This window comes from Streptomyces sp. NPDC104381, from assembly GCF_055583745.1.
In genome coordinates, this window is sequence record NZ_JBVJNK010000002.1 from 1,007,886 (window position 1) to 1,021,115 (window position 13,230).

The 13,230-nt window shown below is 71.1% G+C and carries 10 protein-coding genes; 3 read left to right on the top strand and 7 right to left on the bottom strand.

Annotated elements, in window-relative coordinates; translation table 11 throughout:
* The first annotated feature begins 82 nt into the window (after positions 1–82).
* Both ACZ607_RS09225 and ACZ607_RS09230 read left to right on the top strand, forming a co-directional pair.
* Entirely contained in the window at positions 83–2,254 is a 2,172-nt protein-coding gene (locus ACZ607_RS09225; protein WP_469733291.1) for a RecQ family ATP-dependent DNA helicase, read from the top strand.
* A gap of 228 nt (positions 2,255–2,482) precedes the next feature.
* Positions 2,483–3,115: a hypothetical protein gene (locus ACZ607_RS09230; RefSeq protein WP_469733293.1), complete on the top strand. Its 633-nt coding sequence runs from the start codon at positions 2,483–2,485 to the stop codon at positions 3,113–3,115.
* Positions 3,116–3,202: 87 nt separating this feature from the next.
* Here ACZ607_RS09230 and ACZ607_RS09235 read toward each other — a convergent pair whose 3' ends face one another.
* The 6 genes from ACZ607_RS09235 to ACZ607_RS09260 form a co-directional block, all read right to left on the bottom strand.
* Positions 3,203–3,859 carry a hypothetical protein gene (locus ACZ607_RS09235; RefSeq protein WP_469733295.1) on the bottom strand — a complete coding sequence of 219 codons (657 nt, stop codon included), beginning with the start codon at positions 3,857–3,859 and terminating at the stop codon, positions 3,203–3,205.
* Between the two features lie 61 nt (positions 3,860–3,920).
* Positions 3,921–4,631: a ribonuclease HII gene (locus tag ACZ607_RS09240; protein ID WP_469733297.1), complete on the bottom strand. Its 711-nt coding sequence runs from the start codon at positions 4,629–4,631 to the stop codon at positions 3,921–3,923.
* 296 nt (positions 4,632–4,927) lie between these two features.
* On the bottom strand, positions 4,928–6,781 hold the full coding sequence (locus tag ACZ607_RS09245; protein ID WP_469733299.1) for a DUF4153 domain-containing protein: 1,854 nt from the start codon (positions 6,779–6,781) through the stop codon (positions 4,928–4,930).
* A gap of 268 nt (positions 6,782–7,049) precedes the next feature.
* Complete coding sequence (locus ACZ607_RS09250) at positions 7,050–7,961, bottom strand: ADP-ribosylglycohydrolase family protein (protein WP_469733300.1); 912 nt, start codon at positions 7,959–7,961, stop codon at positions 7,050–7,052.
* Between the two features lie 12 nt (positions 7,962–7,973).
* On the bottom strand, positions 7,974–8,633 hold the full coding sequence (locus ACZ607_RS09255) for a histidine phosphatase family protein (protein WP_469733302.1): 660 nt from the start codon (positions 8,631–8,633) through the stop codon (positions 7,974–7,976).
* Between the two features lie 92 nt (positions 8,634–8,725).
* Positions 8,726–9,331 carry a YdbC family protein gene (locus tag ACZ607_RS09260; RefSeq protein ID WP_469733304.1) on the bottom strand — a complete coding sequence of 202 codons (606 nt, stop codon included), beginning with the start codon at positions 9,329–9,331 and terminating at the stop codon, positions 8,726–8,728.
* 202 nt (positions 9,332–9,533) lie between these two features.
* Here ACZ607_RS09260 and ACZ607_RS09265 point away from each other — a divergent pair, with 202 nt between their 5' ends.
* On the top strand, positions 9,534–10,064 hold the full coding sequence (locus ACZ607_RS09265) for a TerD family protein (RefSeq protein ID WP_469733306.1): 531 nt from the start codon (positions 9,534–9,536) through the stop codon (positions 10,062–10,064).
* A gap of 167 nt (positions 10,065–10,231) precedes the next feature.
* Here the strand turns inward: ACZ607_RS09265 and ACZ607_RS09270 are convergent, their stop codons facing one another.
* Positions 10,232–13,141, bottom strand: a complete 2,910-nt coding sequence (locus ACZ607_RS09270; protein ID WP_469733308.1) for a vitamin B12-dependent ribonucleotide reductase — start codon at positions 13,139–13,141, stop codon at positions 10,232–10,234.
* Between the last annotated feature and the right edge of the window lie 89 nt (positions 13,142–13,230).

Consider the following 13,230-nt stretch of genomic DNA (forward strand, 5'->3'; position numbering starts at 1 on the left):
GCGACCCCTGTGGATAACCGGGTTTTCCACAGGCACGGACCACCGTTCGCGGTTTGTCATAGGCATCGGGTTGCATGGGGGCATGACCAACGCAGACCGCGCAGAGCTCAGGGCCTCGGCCGATTCCGTACTCGCCCGTCTGGTCGGGGACGCGACCGGCACCGCCCGGCTGCGCGAGGACCAGTGGCGGGCCATCGAGGCCCTCGTCGCCGACCGGCGCAGGGCCCTGGTCGTGCAGCGGACCGGGTGGGGCAAGTCCGCGGTGTACTTCGTGGCGACATCGCTGCTGCGCGCCCAGGGCAGCGGGCCGACGGTGATCGTCTCCCCGTTGCTCGCCCTCATGCGCAACCAGGTGGCGGCGGCGGCCAGGGCGGGGATCAGCGCCCGCACGATCAACTCCTCCAACACCGAGGAGTGGGACACCGTCCAGGCCGAGGTCGCGGCCGGCGAGGTCGACGTGCTGCTGGTCAGTCCGGAACGCCTCAACAACCCCGACTTCCGCGATCAGGTGCTGCCGCGCCTCGCCGCCGCCACGGGTCTGCTGGTGGTCGACGAAGCCCACTGCATCTCCGACTGGGGCCATGACTTCAGGCCGGATTACCGAAGGCTGCGGACCATGCTCGCCGATCTGCCGGCCGGCGTTCCCGTGCTGGCCACGACGGCCACCGCCAACGCCCGTGTGACCGCGGATGTCGCGGATCAGCTCGGCACGGGGGCGGGGACGGACGCGCTGGTGCTGCGGGGGCCGCTGGACAGGGAGAGCCTCAGCCTCGGGGTGCTCCAACTGCCCAATGCCGCGCACCGTCTGGCCTGGCTGGGCGACCACCTCGGCGAGCTGCCCGGTTCGGGCATCATCTACACGCTCACGGTCGCCGCCGCCGAGGAGATCACGGCCTACCTCCGCCAGTGCGGGCATCCCGTCGTCTCGTACACCGGCCGGACGGAGAACGCCGACCGGCAGCAGGCCGAGGACGATCTCCTGGCCAACCGGGTCAAGGCCCTGGTGGCCACGTCCGCGCTGGGCATGGGGTTCGACAAGCCCGACCTCGGCTTCGTGGTGCACGTGGGGTCGCCGTCCTCGCCCATCGCCTACTACCAGCAGGTCGGGCGCGCGGGGCGTGGTGTCGAGCACGCCGAGGTCCTGCTGCTCCCGGGCAAGGAGGACGAAGCCATCTGGCAGTACTTCGCCTCGGTCGCCTTCCCCCCGGAGGAGCAGGTCCGCCGGACGCTCGACGTGCTGGCCCAGGCCGGCCGGCCCCTGTCGCTGCCCGCCATGGAGCCTCTGGTCGATCTCCGGCGCACCCGCCTGGAGACGATGCTCAAGGTGCTGGACGTGGACGGCGCGGTGAAGCGGGTGAAGGGCGGATGGATCTCCACGGGTGAACCATGGGTCTACGACGCCGAGCGTTACGCCTGGGTCGCGCGGCAGCGGGCCGCCGAGCAGCAGGCCATGCGTGACTACGCGTCCGGGACCGGATGCCGCATGGAGTTCCTCCGGCGCCAGCTGGACGACGAGGAGGCCACCGCGTGCGGACGCTGTGACAACTGCGCGGGCCCACGGTTCGACGACAAGGTCTCCACAGCGGCGCTCGACGGGGCTCGTGGCGAGCTCGGCAGGCCGGGGGTGGAGGTGGAACCGCGCAAGATGTGGCCCACGGGCCTCTCCGCGGTGGGGGTCGACCTCAAGGGCCGTATCCCGGCGGGTGAGCTGGCCCTGCCCGGCCGGGCGCTCGGCAGGCTCTCGGACATCGGCTGGGGCAACAGGCTCCGGCCGCTGCTCGCGGCGCAGGCCCAGGACGCCCCCGTGCCCGACGACGTGTCGAGCGCGGTGGTCACGGTCATCGCCGACTGGGCCAAGGGTCCGGGCGGCTGGGCGTCCGGGGCCCCGGACGCGGCCCCGCGGCCGGTCGGCGTGGTCACGGTCGCCTCGCGGCGCAGGCCGCAGCTGGTCCAGTCGCTCGGCAGCCGCATCGCCGAGGTCGGCCGGATGCCTCTGCTGGGCACGGTCACCTACGCCCCGGGCAGCGAGGACCTGCGGATCTCCCAGACCAACAGCGCGCAGCGGGTGAGAGCGCTGCACGAGGCCCTCGTCGTGGAGCCCGCGCTGGCGGAGGCGCTCTCCGCGGCGGCAGGGCCCGTCCTGCTCGTGGACGATCTCTCCGACACGGGGTGGACCCTCGCCGTCGCCGCGCGGCTGCTCCGACGCGCGGGAGCGGAGGGGGTGTTTCCGCTGGTCCTCGCGGTCCAGGCATGACTGAGGGCTTCGTTCACCGTCGAACGGGCAGGGATAGAGGCAGGGATATCCGTGTCATTCCGTCAGATACCCGTCAGCCGCGCCAATTGCTCGTTGCCGCCTGCCGATACGCCAGGAAGAATTGGAGTCGCTCCCCGCACGGTCTCTTCGCGGGCCCGGAAGGGCTGTGCCGCGGCGCGCCCTCACTCGACCCTGCCCGCACCGTGGGCGCGTAGCGAAGGGAGGACCGTGACCTTCGGATTCGCTCCGTCCGCAGCCACTTCACTGTCGGCGTCCGCGGGCTCCGCCAACCACGTCGGCAGGATGCTCGAACCAGCCGAGTGGGCGGCAGCCGGCATACCGCTGCTGCGCAGTCCGCGTGAGGTCGTCAGCGGCCTCCACGCACGGCACCGTCCGACCCCCGCGACCGCTATCGTCGCCGTCCTCGACCATGAGGAACGGCTCACGGCCAGCGCCTCGTTCGCCCGGCGGTCCGCCCTGGCCACCGACGGCTGGGAGTTCCGCAACGCCCTCCTGGCGCATCTGCGCCGGGTGATCCCGCACGATCTGCGCCGCCGCACTCCGGTGCGTACCGCCGTCCTGCTCTACTGCCGCGAGGGCGACGAGCGTTGGACGGAGGAGGACGGGGCGTGGATGTGGGGTCTGCGGGACGCCTGCACACTGCACGGTCTGCGCTGCGGGGCCTACATCACCCTGACGCGTGGCGGCTGGCAGGTGCTCGGCGAGGGCCGGGGTGGCCGCAGGCCGACGCTGCTGTCCACACCGTCGGCCCTGGCGGACACGGCCACCGACCACGACCCCGTTCCGCTGAGCACCGGGGGCGGGGCGGCCGAAGCGCTGCGCAGGAGCGCCGCCCGGTGAAACGGGCCGTGGGCCCCGGACGCCCTCACGGACGGCCGGGACCCACGGATCGGACGGCCCCACGGACGGGACCTCCGGACGGAGCGCTCAGACTCCCGCGCCGAGAGCCGAGTTGACCGACTGCGGCTCGCCGCACACGATCAGCAGCGCGCCGGCGCGCTCCCGCACACCGGACAGCGCACGGGCCGCCGCCCCGTCGAGGTCACCGTTGACGGCGACCACGACCACGGAGCGGGTCGCGCAGCGGTCGGCGTCGGCCGTGCGGGCGAAGAAGACGTCGTCACCCGCGTCGTGCTGGGCCCAGTACGCGGCCTCCCCGAAGGAGAGTTCGTGAGCGGCCCACGGGTGCTGTTCGCCGGTGGTGAGCACCAGGATGTCGCCGGGTGCACGCCCGGAGTCGAGCAGCAGGTCGACGGCCTCCTCGGCCGCGTCGATCGCGCCGCCGGCCGGAGCCGGGATCAGCTGGAACTGCGCCGCGGAACGTTCTTCCGGCAGCTGCGCCCCGGCGGGAGCCGGAGCGGCCGGCGCCGGAGCGGCAGCCGCGGGAGAGGGCGTGGGGTGCGGGCGCTGCGCCGGGGGCGCGGGCCGCGCGGGGCCGCGGCCCGGGCTTCCGGGACGCGGGGTGGCCGCGGAACGCGGGCCGGGTACGGGACGGGGGGTCGGCGCGGTGCGGCCGGCGGCCGGAGTGACGCGGGGACCCTGGGCGCTCTCGGGAATTAGAGGCTCCTCGGGGATGAGAGGCATGAATGGTGGTCTTTCACAGCCGACGCGGACACGTCGGCGGCGGCTGGTTACGCCTGCGCGATCAGAAGTCGAAGCCGAGCTGGCCCCCGCTTTCCAGTGCCGCCGCCTCGGCGGAGAATCGGACCTTCTTCAGGTGCTGCCACTTGGGCAGCGCGTCGAGGTAGGCCCAGCTGAGGCGATGGTGAGGCGTAGGTCCCCGCTCCTCCAGCGCTGCCCGGTGTACCGGTGACGGATAACCGGCGTTGGCGCCGAAGGCGAAGTCTGCGTACTGCCCCGTGTCCGCGCCCAGTTCGGCCATCATCGTGTCGCGATGGACCTTGGCGATCACCGAGGCCGCGGCGACGGCGATGCAGGACTGGTCGCCCTTGATCACGGTGCGGACGTTCCAGGGCGTTCCGAGGTAGTCGTGCTTGCCGTCGAGTATCACCGCGTCCGGCCGCACGGGCAGCGCCTCGAGCGCCCGGACGGCCGCCAGGCGGAGCGCCGCGGTCATGCCGAGGTCGTCGATCTCCAGGGGCGACGCATGCCCCAGCCCGAAGGCGGTGACCCACTTCTCCAGCATCGGGGCCAGTTCGGCCCGTCGCTTGGGACTGATCAGCTTGGAGTCGGTGAGACCCTCGGGGGGTCGGCGGAGTCCGGTGACGGCCGCGCACACGGTGACGGGGCCGGCCCACGCTCCGCGTCCGACCTCGTCGACACCTGCGACGGTCCTGGCACCGGATGTGGCGCGCAGCGAGCGCTCGACGGTGTGCGTGGGTGGTTCGTACGGCATGGCGCCTGCCAGGTTACGCCGATGGCCACGGCAAGAACACCCCGGGGCACCGTGCGGTGCCCCGGGACGTGTCCGGCCATATCCGGAAGACCACCGTCCGGTGCGTCGGGAGGACCATGGAAGGGGCTGATGCCGAGGTGGCCCCACCGTGCGGGCACCCCCGGAGATCACGACGTCATCGGTTCTGCCACGCCACATGCGCTCCCCGAACACCCCTGCCACAAGCGGGCGTTCGGGGAAAGCGCCGGGATGACGGATCCGGTTCCCGGACGGTTCCGACCGGTGGCGGACGGTGTTCAGTACGGGTCGTAGGAGTTCTCGCCCTCGTGCCCTTCCCGCCCGTCCGACTTCGTTCCGAGGCGGTAGCAATCGACCTCGTGGCTCTGCACGGGGTGCTTCTCCAGGATGTCCCGGGCCCTGACCTCACCCCAGCTGGAGGAGTACCAGGGAGTGTCCTGGACGGCGAGATCCCGCTCCAGGTTCTCCAGCGCGCAGGACCGCAGCGGCTCCGGCAGCTCGTTCAGAGCCGGTACGGCGTCCGCGGAGAGCCCCTTGAGGTAGTCGATGTCGATCGTCCTGTGACTGTCGTACCGCTCGACGTTCTGCTGGGCGATCAGCCCGTCGGGCGAGATCAGGCCGAAGGCGAGTACGCCGGCTGCCGCGCTCACGGCGATGGCGCGCGGCAGCAGCCTGGCGCCGAAGACCCCCGCCGCCAGGATGAGGACGAGCACCACTCCGAGCCAGAGCTCCACGGCGGCCACGGAGATCCGCAGCCGGGTCAGCCCGAAGGCATCGACGTAGAGGTCCATGCGGCGCAGCGCGGAGGCCACGACGACGAGCGTGAGGACGCACAGGGAGCCGAGGACGCTGCGGACCAGGACCCGGTCGCGCGGTCCGCCGCGCGGGGCCCAGCGCAGAGCGAGCGCGATGACGATCAGCGTCAGCACGGTGGCCCAGAGAAGCTGCCAGAAGCCCTGCCGGGCGTACTCGGCGGGCAGCAGGCCGGTCTCCTCCAGCACCTTGTCGTACCCGCCGAGGAGCACGACGAGCTGGAGCGCGATGAAGGCGGCGAAGAGCAGGTTGAGCACGATCAGCGGAAGGGCCCACTCGGCCCTGTTCCTGGCCTTGCCCGGCCGGACGGTGATGCCGTCCCAGCGCACCGGTGCCGCAGCGCTGTGCGCGGCGGCGAGCGCTCCGACGAGACCCAGTACGAAGAGGAAGAGGCGCCAGGGGCTGTCACCGACCGACACATCGGGGGTGAGGCTGCCCAGCAGGTCGGCGAAGGCGGCGTCCGCGGAGGCGAAGAGGGCACCGAACACGACGAGCAGGACGACGGCCACCGCGGTGCTCCGCACCACCGTGCGCACCCGCCCCCGTGAGTCGTCCGCGCGGTCGCGTACCCCGTGCCATCCCCAGCGCACGCCGGCCGCGGCCGAGGGGAAGAGCCCCAGCGATCCGAGCAGCACGCCCGGCCAGCTGCGGCTTCCGTGCAGGGCGAGCGAGCCCAGGGCGAGGGCCGAGACCACGGCGAGGAACACCGGCCACCCCGCCTCGCGAAGCGCCGGAATCGCCAGCAGCGCCAGCCCGCCGACTGCCCAGACCGCGGTCCAGGGCCGCAGCCCGCGCCCGGCCGAGCGTGCGGCGAAGAAGGCTCCCAGGGTGGCGGGCACGGCCACGATCAGCAGGTTCGGGCCCAGGCCGTCGCCCAGCAGCAGGGCGCTGAGCAGGGCGGTGGCGAGGACCGCCCCGAGGGTCGCCGGGCCGATGGCGGGCGGCGCAGGGGGCCGCAGCCGTGTCAGCAGGCCGACCGGCTGGTGCCGTCCGGGGCGCTGCCAGACATCCGCCGGGGGCGGCGCCTTGAGGTAGGCGGGGACCTTCGGCACCTCCGGGCCGGCGTTCTGCGGTGGCACCGGCGGGGTGGAGGCCCGCGCGGGCTTCCCCTCCGCCTTCGCCCGGCCGGACGTCCCGGACCGAGGCTCGCTCCCCGGCCCGGGCACGGCGCCGGAAGCGGCATGCGCCGCTCCGGAGGCGGCGCCGGGCGCGCCGGCCACCGCCTCGGAGGCGGCACCCGAGGCGGTGCCGACCGCGTCGTCGCCGGACTCCGGTGGCGTCTCGGGCCGGCTGGTGGCATCGGACGACTGATCGGACATGGGACCCCTCCCCCCACCGGGGTCCGCTCGCGCGGCCACATCGCGGCGCGAAGGCCCCGGCGTCTCTAGGCGCACGCCCACCAAGATCGACGCGGGCGGCGTGGCCGAAAGAGTAAGTCCGGCGCGGGCAGTTCAACCGTCCGGGGCCACCGCTGTGGCAGGACCGTGACAGTGGAACTGGCACACCGCGGCTACAGGGGCACCGGGAAACGACATGAGGGCGCCGCGACGGGCCCGGAGCCGCCGGACGACCGGCTCCGGCGGACGGTCAGTGGCGTGCCGGGGCGAGGGGCACCCAGTCGGGCAGCTCCTCCGTCCGGGCCAGCCAGTCCGCCGGAGGGGCGCCGACAGGCTCCGAGGCGATGATTCCGCCGACGATGGCGCAGGTGGTGTCCACGTCCCCGCCCGCCTGCGCCGTCGACCAGAAGGCCCCTTCGAAGTCGCCGAGGTTCCTGGCCGCCGACCAGAGGGCGAACGGCACCGTGTCGTGCGCACTGGTACGGCGGCCGTTGCCGAGCACCGCCGCGACCGTCCCCGCGTCCCGGTAGTCGAGCATGTCGCGGGCCCTGCGCAGCCCCGCACCGACGGCACTGCGCGGGACGAGGGCGACGACGCCGTCGATCAGGCCCTCGGGCGTCGGAGGCCCTCCGGGCGCGGCGACGAGGGCGGCGGCCGCCGCGACGGCCATGGCACCCACGACGGCCTCGCGATGCTGATGGGTGGTGTACGAGGAGATCTCGGCCTGATGTGTGGCCTGCTCCGGGTCGTACGCGTACCAGGCGCCCAGCGGCGCGATACGCATCGCCGAGCCGTTGCCCCAGGAGCCCTGTCCCTGGAAGAGGCCGGAGGCCAGCTCACGCCAGTCACCGCCTTCACGGACCAGCCGGAGCAGCCGGTTCACCGCGGGTCCGTATCCGCGGTCGAAGTCGTGGTGCCGGGCGAAGGACCGGGCGAGAGCGTCCTGGTCGACGCGCCCGTGCGCGGCCAGCACGGCGAGTACGGAGCACGCCATCTCGGTGTCGTCGGTCCACTGCCACTCCGAGGGCGGCAGGGCTCGGTCCTTGAGCAGGGGGTAATGGGCCGGTACGAAGAACTGGGAGCCGAGGGCGTCTCCCACGGACAGTCCACGCAGGCTGGCCAGAGAGCGCTCGAAACGGTCGTATGCGGAGTCAGCGGTCATCGCTCTGCCACTCTATCCGGTGATGCCGTACGGCTCAGGGGTGCGCCACTGCTCGAAGGGCCGGTCGAGCGTATAGCGGCCGTCGTCGCCGAGCAGCAGCGTCCGGGATTCGCCGTTGCCGGGGTTGGACAGCGACTCGAACTCCGCCACGGACCAGTGGAACCAGCGCATGCAGAACAGCCTCATGGTCAGGCCGTGGGTGACCAGCAGGACGTTCGGCGGGTGGTCGGGGTCCTCGAAGCTCCGGTGGAGGCTCTCCAGGAACGCGTCGACCCGGTCGTACACGTCCGCCCCGGACTCGCCCTGTGCGAAGCGGTAGAAGAAGTGCCCGTACGCGTCCCGGTAGGCCTTCTGCAGCCTGACGTCGTCACGGTCCTGCCAGTTGCCCCAGTCCTGCTCGCGCAGCCGGGGCTCCTCCCTGACGCGCACGTGCTCCAGATCGAGGCCGAAGGCCCTGAAGGTCTCGTGGGTGCGCCGGTAGGGCGAGACGTAGACGCTGACCCGCTCGTCGCCGAACGTCTCACGCAGCCGTGAACCCGCGGCCCTGGCCTGCCGCAGACCCTTCGCCGTGAGCCTGAGCGCGTGGTCGGGCTCGCGTTCGTAGACCGTGTCGTCGGCATTGCCCTCGGACTCACCGTGCCGGACGAGAACAATGCGCTGCGGGCGTGCCATGCACCCGACCCTAGATGCCGTCCGCCCTGATCGAGCGATTGTGCGGGCTCCATCGGGCGTATGTGACCAAGGAAACGCCGTGAGGCCCGGGATCAGACCGTCCAGGACGGTTCGAGCTGCACGACGTCTCCCGTGAGCGCCGCGACATCGCTCTCGGTCTCCGCCCGCGCCGACAGCCGGGCGACACTCTCCGGCCGGTACTTGCCGCGCTCGGCGCTCGACTGCCACATCGACAGCACCAGGAACTCATGCCCCGGGGCTTCCCCGAAGACCCCGCGCAGCATCCCCGGCGAACCCGCCATGGCGGGGTTCCACACCCGCTGCTGCATGAGCGCGAAGTGCTCGACCCGGTCCTCGTACACCTGGCTGTGCGCGACCCGGACGACGTCCGCGTCGGTGAAGTCCGGCACGAATCCGGTCTTCACGTCGAAGCGGTACTCGAAGAGCTTGACCTGCATGTCCTTGAACGTGCCGGACTGCGCGGCGGCCAGCGGATCGTGCCCGCGGGCCATGAAGGAGTCGTGGAAGACCCGGTTCTCCCAGAACGCGAACACATGGGCGACATCGGGTCTGCCCCGGCTCCATCCACCGCTCTGACTCCGGAATCCGGGCTCGCCGAGCAGCGCCGCCCACTTCCGCTGCTCCCGCTCGAAACCGCGGCGGTCCACCACGGTGCAGCGAATCCACTTGACCAGCACCGCGCCATCGTACGGCGCCCGGCGTGGCGCGGGTCACCCTCCGGAGGGCCGGGAGCCCGTCGGCGGTCGCAACGCACAACTCCGGCCACACGATGGCCCGATCACGACGTCCGTTTCCAACGCGGTTGGATCCACGAACCGTTACGGACATGATCTGAGGACGCAAGCGGTCCGTCGGCCCAGCAGCGAGGAGGCACGTCCGATGAGCACTCCCAACAAGGACATCGAAAAGGTCGAAGTGAGTGTCAAGTGGGACCCCAGCGACGTCGGGGAGCCCGCCAACGACCTCGACATCATCGCGGCCACGTACGGGACGGAGGCACCCTACGGCAGCCCCGTCTATCTCGTGCACTTCGACAGCAGGTCGCCGGACGGGACGATCACGCTGAACCGGGACAGCCGGACCGGGCAGGGTTTCGGGTTCGACGAGGTCATGACGCTCGAACTGGACCGGCTGTCCGAGGCGTACGCGCGTGTCGTGGTCGGTGTGGCCATCCAGCAGCGTGACGGTCACAAGACCTTCGGGCAGATAGAGCACACGGCCGTGCAGATCCGTGAGGGCTACACGAATCTGGCGGAGGACGACTTCTCCGGGGTGGCGTCGGCGACGGCCGCGGTCGTCGCCGAGTTCGTCCGGGACGCCGCGGGCGCCTGGGGCTTCCGCGGGGCCGTGCGCGGGTTCGACGGCGACCCCGGTTCCTTCGCCGCGGAGATGGGGAACCGGCCGGACTGACCCCGTCCGTCGGCACCGCGTCCGGAAGGCGGCCCCACCGGAAGGCGACCCACCGGAAGCCGGAAGACCCGTTGGAAGCCGGAAGGGAGGGGCGCCGGCCTGAGCCGGCGCCCCTCCCTTCCGGAGGTCACGCCTCGTGTTCAGCTACGCCGAACGGCGCGTAGCCGTCAGCTGCATCCGCTGGTCGAGCCGCAGCCCTCGCAGATGTAGCAGGATCCGGCGCGCTGCATCTTCGTACCGCACGAGAAGCACAGCGGTGCGTCCGCGCTGATACCGAGCTGCATCTCGACCAGCTCGGCCGAGGTGTGCGCGGCCTTGGGGGCCGGCTTCTCCGCGGCGTTCTCCTCGGGCGCCTCGACCGCCTTCAGCGGCTGGCTCTGCACGGGGGCCGACTGCGCCAGGCTCTCGGAGTGGAGCTCCTCGTCCCCGAAGTCGGGCTCGTACGAACCGGTGTCGAGGTGACGCTGACGCTCCTCGGCCGAGTGGATGCCGAGCGCGGAACGCGTCTCGAACGGCAGGAAGTCGAGCGCCAGGCGACGGAAGATGTAGTCGACGATCGACTGCGCCATCCGCACGTCCGGGTCGTCCGTCATGCCGGCCGGCTCGAAGCGCATGTTGGTGAACTTGGAGACGTACGTCTCCAGCGGCACGCCGTACTGCAGACCGACCGAGACCGCGATCGAGAAGGCGTCCATCATGCCCGCGAGGGTGGAACCCTGCTTGGACATCTTCAGGAAGACCTCACCGAGACCGTCGTCCGGGTAGGAGTTGGCGGTCATGTACCCCTCGGCGCCGCCCACCGTGAAGGAGGTGGTGATGCCGGGACGGCCCTTGGGCAGCCGCTTGCGGACCGGACGGTACTCGATGACCTTCTCGACCGCGGAACGGATGGTGTCCTCGGCCTTGGCGGTGACCTCGTCCTTCTTCTCCTCCCACTTCTTGGTGGAGAGGGGCTGGCCGACCTTGCAGTTGTCGCGGTAGATCGCGAGCGCCTTGACGCCCATCTTCCACGCCTCGAAGTAGACCTCCTCGACGTCCTCCACGGTGGCCGTCTCCGGCAGGTTCACCGTCTTGGACAGCGCGCCGGAGATCCACGGCTGGATGGCCGCCATCATCCGGACGTGACCCATGGCCGAGATGGAGCGCTCGCCCATGGCGCAGTCGAAGACCTCGTAGTGCTCGGTCTTGAGGCCGGGGGCGTCGATCACATTGCCGTTGTCGGCGATGTGGGCGACGATCGCCTCGACCTGCTCCGGCTGGTAGCCGAGGCGGCGCAGGGCCTGCGGGACCGTGCCGTTGACGATCTGCATCGAGCCGCCGCCGACGAGCTTCTTGAACTTGACCAGCGCGAGATCGGGCTCCAGGCCCGTGGTGTCGCAGGACATCGCGAGACCGATGGTGCCGGTCGGAGCGATGACCGAGGCCTGGGAGTTGCGGAAGCCGTTCTTGGCGCCGAGGCGGATCACGTCCTGCCAGGCCTCCGTGGCGGCGGCCCAGACCGGCGAGTCCAGGTCGTCCACGCGCAGGGCCGTGGCGTTGGCGTCGGAGTGCTGCTTCATGACGCGCTGGTGCGGCTCGGCGTTGCGGGCGTAGCCGTCGTACGGGCCGACGACCGCGGCGAGCTCGGCGGAGCGCCGGTAGGACGTGCCGGTCATCAGCGAGGTGATGGCACCGGCGAGCGCACGGCCGCCGTCGCTGTCGTAGGCGTGGCCGGTCGCCATCAGCAGGGCACCCAGGTTGGCGTAGCCGATGCCGAGCTGGCGGAAGGCGCGGGTGTTCTCGCCGATCTTCTGCGTCGGGAAGTCCGCGAAGCAGATCGAGATGTCCATCGCGGTGATGACCAGCTCGACGACCTTCGCGAAGCGCTCGGCCTGGAAGGACTGGTTGCCCTCGCCGTCGTCCTTGAGGAACTTCATCAGGTTCAGCGAGGCCAGGTTGCACGAGGTGTTGTCCAGGTGCATGTACTCGCTGCAGGGGTTCGAGCCGTTGATCCGGCCGGACTCCGGGCAGGTGTGCCAGGCGTTGATGGTGTCGTCGTACTGGATGCCCGGGTCGGCACAGGCCCAGGCGGCCTCGGCCATCTTGCGGAAGAGGGACTTGGCCTCGACCTCTTCGATGACGTCGCCGGTCATGCGGGCGCGCAGCCCGAACTTGCCGTCGGACTCCACGGCCTTCATGAACTCGTCGTTCACACGGACCGAGTTGTTGGCGTTCTGGTACTGGACGGACGTGATGTCGTCGCCGCCCAGGTCCATGTCGAAGCCCGCGTCGCGCAGGGCGCGGATCTTCTCCTCCTCCTTCACCTTGGTCTCGATGAAGTTCTCGATGTCGGGGTGGTCGACGTCGAGGATGACCATCTTGGCCGCGCGGCGGGTGGCACCGCCGGACTTGATCGTTCCCGCCGAGGCGTCGGCGCCCCGCATGAAGGAGACCGGGCCGGAGGCGTTGCCGCCGGAGGAGAGCAGCTCCTTGGAGGAGCGGATGCGGGAGAGGTTCAGGCCGGCGCCGGAGCCGCCCTTGAAGATCATGCCCTCTTCCTTGTACCAGTCGAGGATCGACTCCATGGAGTCGTCGACGGCCAGGATGAAGCAGGCCGAGACCTGCTGCGGCTGGGGCGTCCCGACGTTGAACCACACCGGCGAGTTGAAGCTGAAGATCTGGTGCAGGAGGGCGTACGCCAGCTCGTGCTCGAAGATCTCCGCGTCGGCGGGGGAAGCGAAGTAGTTGTAGTCCTCGCCGGCCTTCCGGTACGTCTTGACGATCCGGTCGATCAGCTGTCGCAGACCGGTCTCGCGCTGCGGGGTGCCGACGGCGCCCCGGAAGTACTTGCTGGTGACGATGTTGACCGCGTTCACCGACCAGAAGTCGGGGAACTCGACGCCACGCTGCTCGAAGTTGATCGAGCCGTCGCGCCAGTTGGTCATGACGACGTCACGGCGCTCCCACGCGACCTCGTCGTACGGGTGCACGCCGGGGGTCGTGTGGATGCGCTCGATGCGCAGGCCCTGCTTGGTCGCAGTCGACTTGGCTCCCTTGGTGCGGGAACCTCGTGCCGGGCCGCTCGCCGTCTCTGTCATGCCGCCTCCCATATGTGGGCAAAAACGCCCTGAAGTGCCCAGTTCTTCCCAGGGCACAGTGTGTGTCTGATGCTCCGGACGCCGCGCGG

Bases quoted from the DNA above. Each gene is read 5' to 3' on its own strand.
- ACZ607_RS09240 (WP_469733297.1), bottom strand. From the start codon at position 4,631: ATGCCGTACGAACCACCCACGCACACCGTCGAGCGCTCGCTGCGCGCC.
- ACZ607_RS09225 (WP_469733291.1), top strand. From the start codon at position 83: ATGACCAACGCAGACCGCGCAGAGCTCAGGGCCTCGGCCGATTCCGTA.
- ACZ607_RS09255 (WP_469733302.1), bottom strand. From the start codon at position 8,633: ATGGCACGCCCGCAGCGCATTGTTCTCGTCCGGCACGGTGAGTCCGAG.
- ACZ607_RS09265 (WP_469733306.1), top strand. From the start codon at position 9,534: ATGAGCACTCCCAACAAGGACATCGAAAAGGTCGAAGTGAGTGTCAAG.
- ACZ607_RS09245 (WP_469733299.1), bottom strand. From the start codon at position 6,781: ATGTCCGATCAGTCGTCCGATGCCACCAGCCGGCCCGAGACGCCACCG.
- ACZ607_RS09250 (WP_469733300.1), bottom strand. From the start codon at position 7,961: ATGACCGCTGACTCCGCATACGACCGTTTCGAGCGCTCTCTGGCCAGC.
- ACZ607_RS09235 (WP_469733295.1), bottom strand. From the start codon at position 3,859: ATGCCTCTCATCCCCGAGGAGCCTCTAATTCCCGAGAGCGCCCAGGGT.
- ACZ607_RS09270 (WP_469733308.1), bottom strand. From the start codon at position 13,141: ATGACAGAGACGGCGAGCGGCCCGGCACGAGGTTCCCGCACCAAGGGA.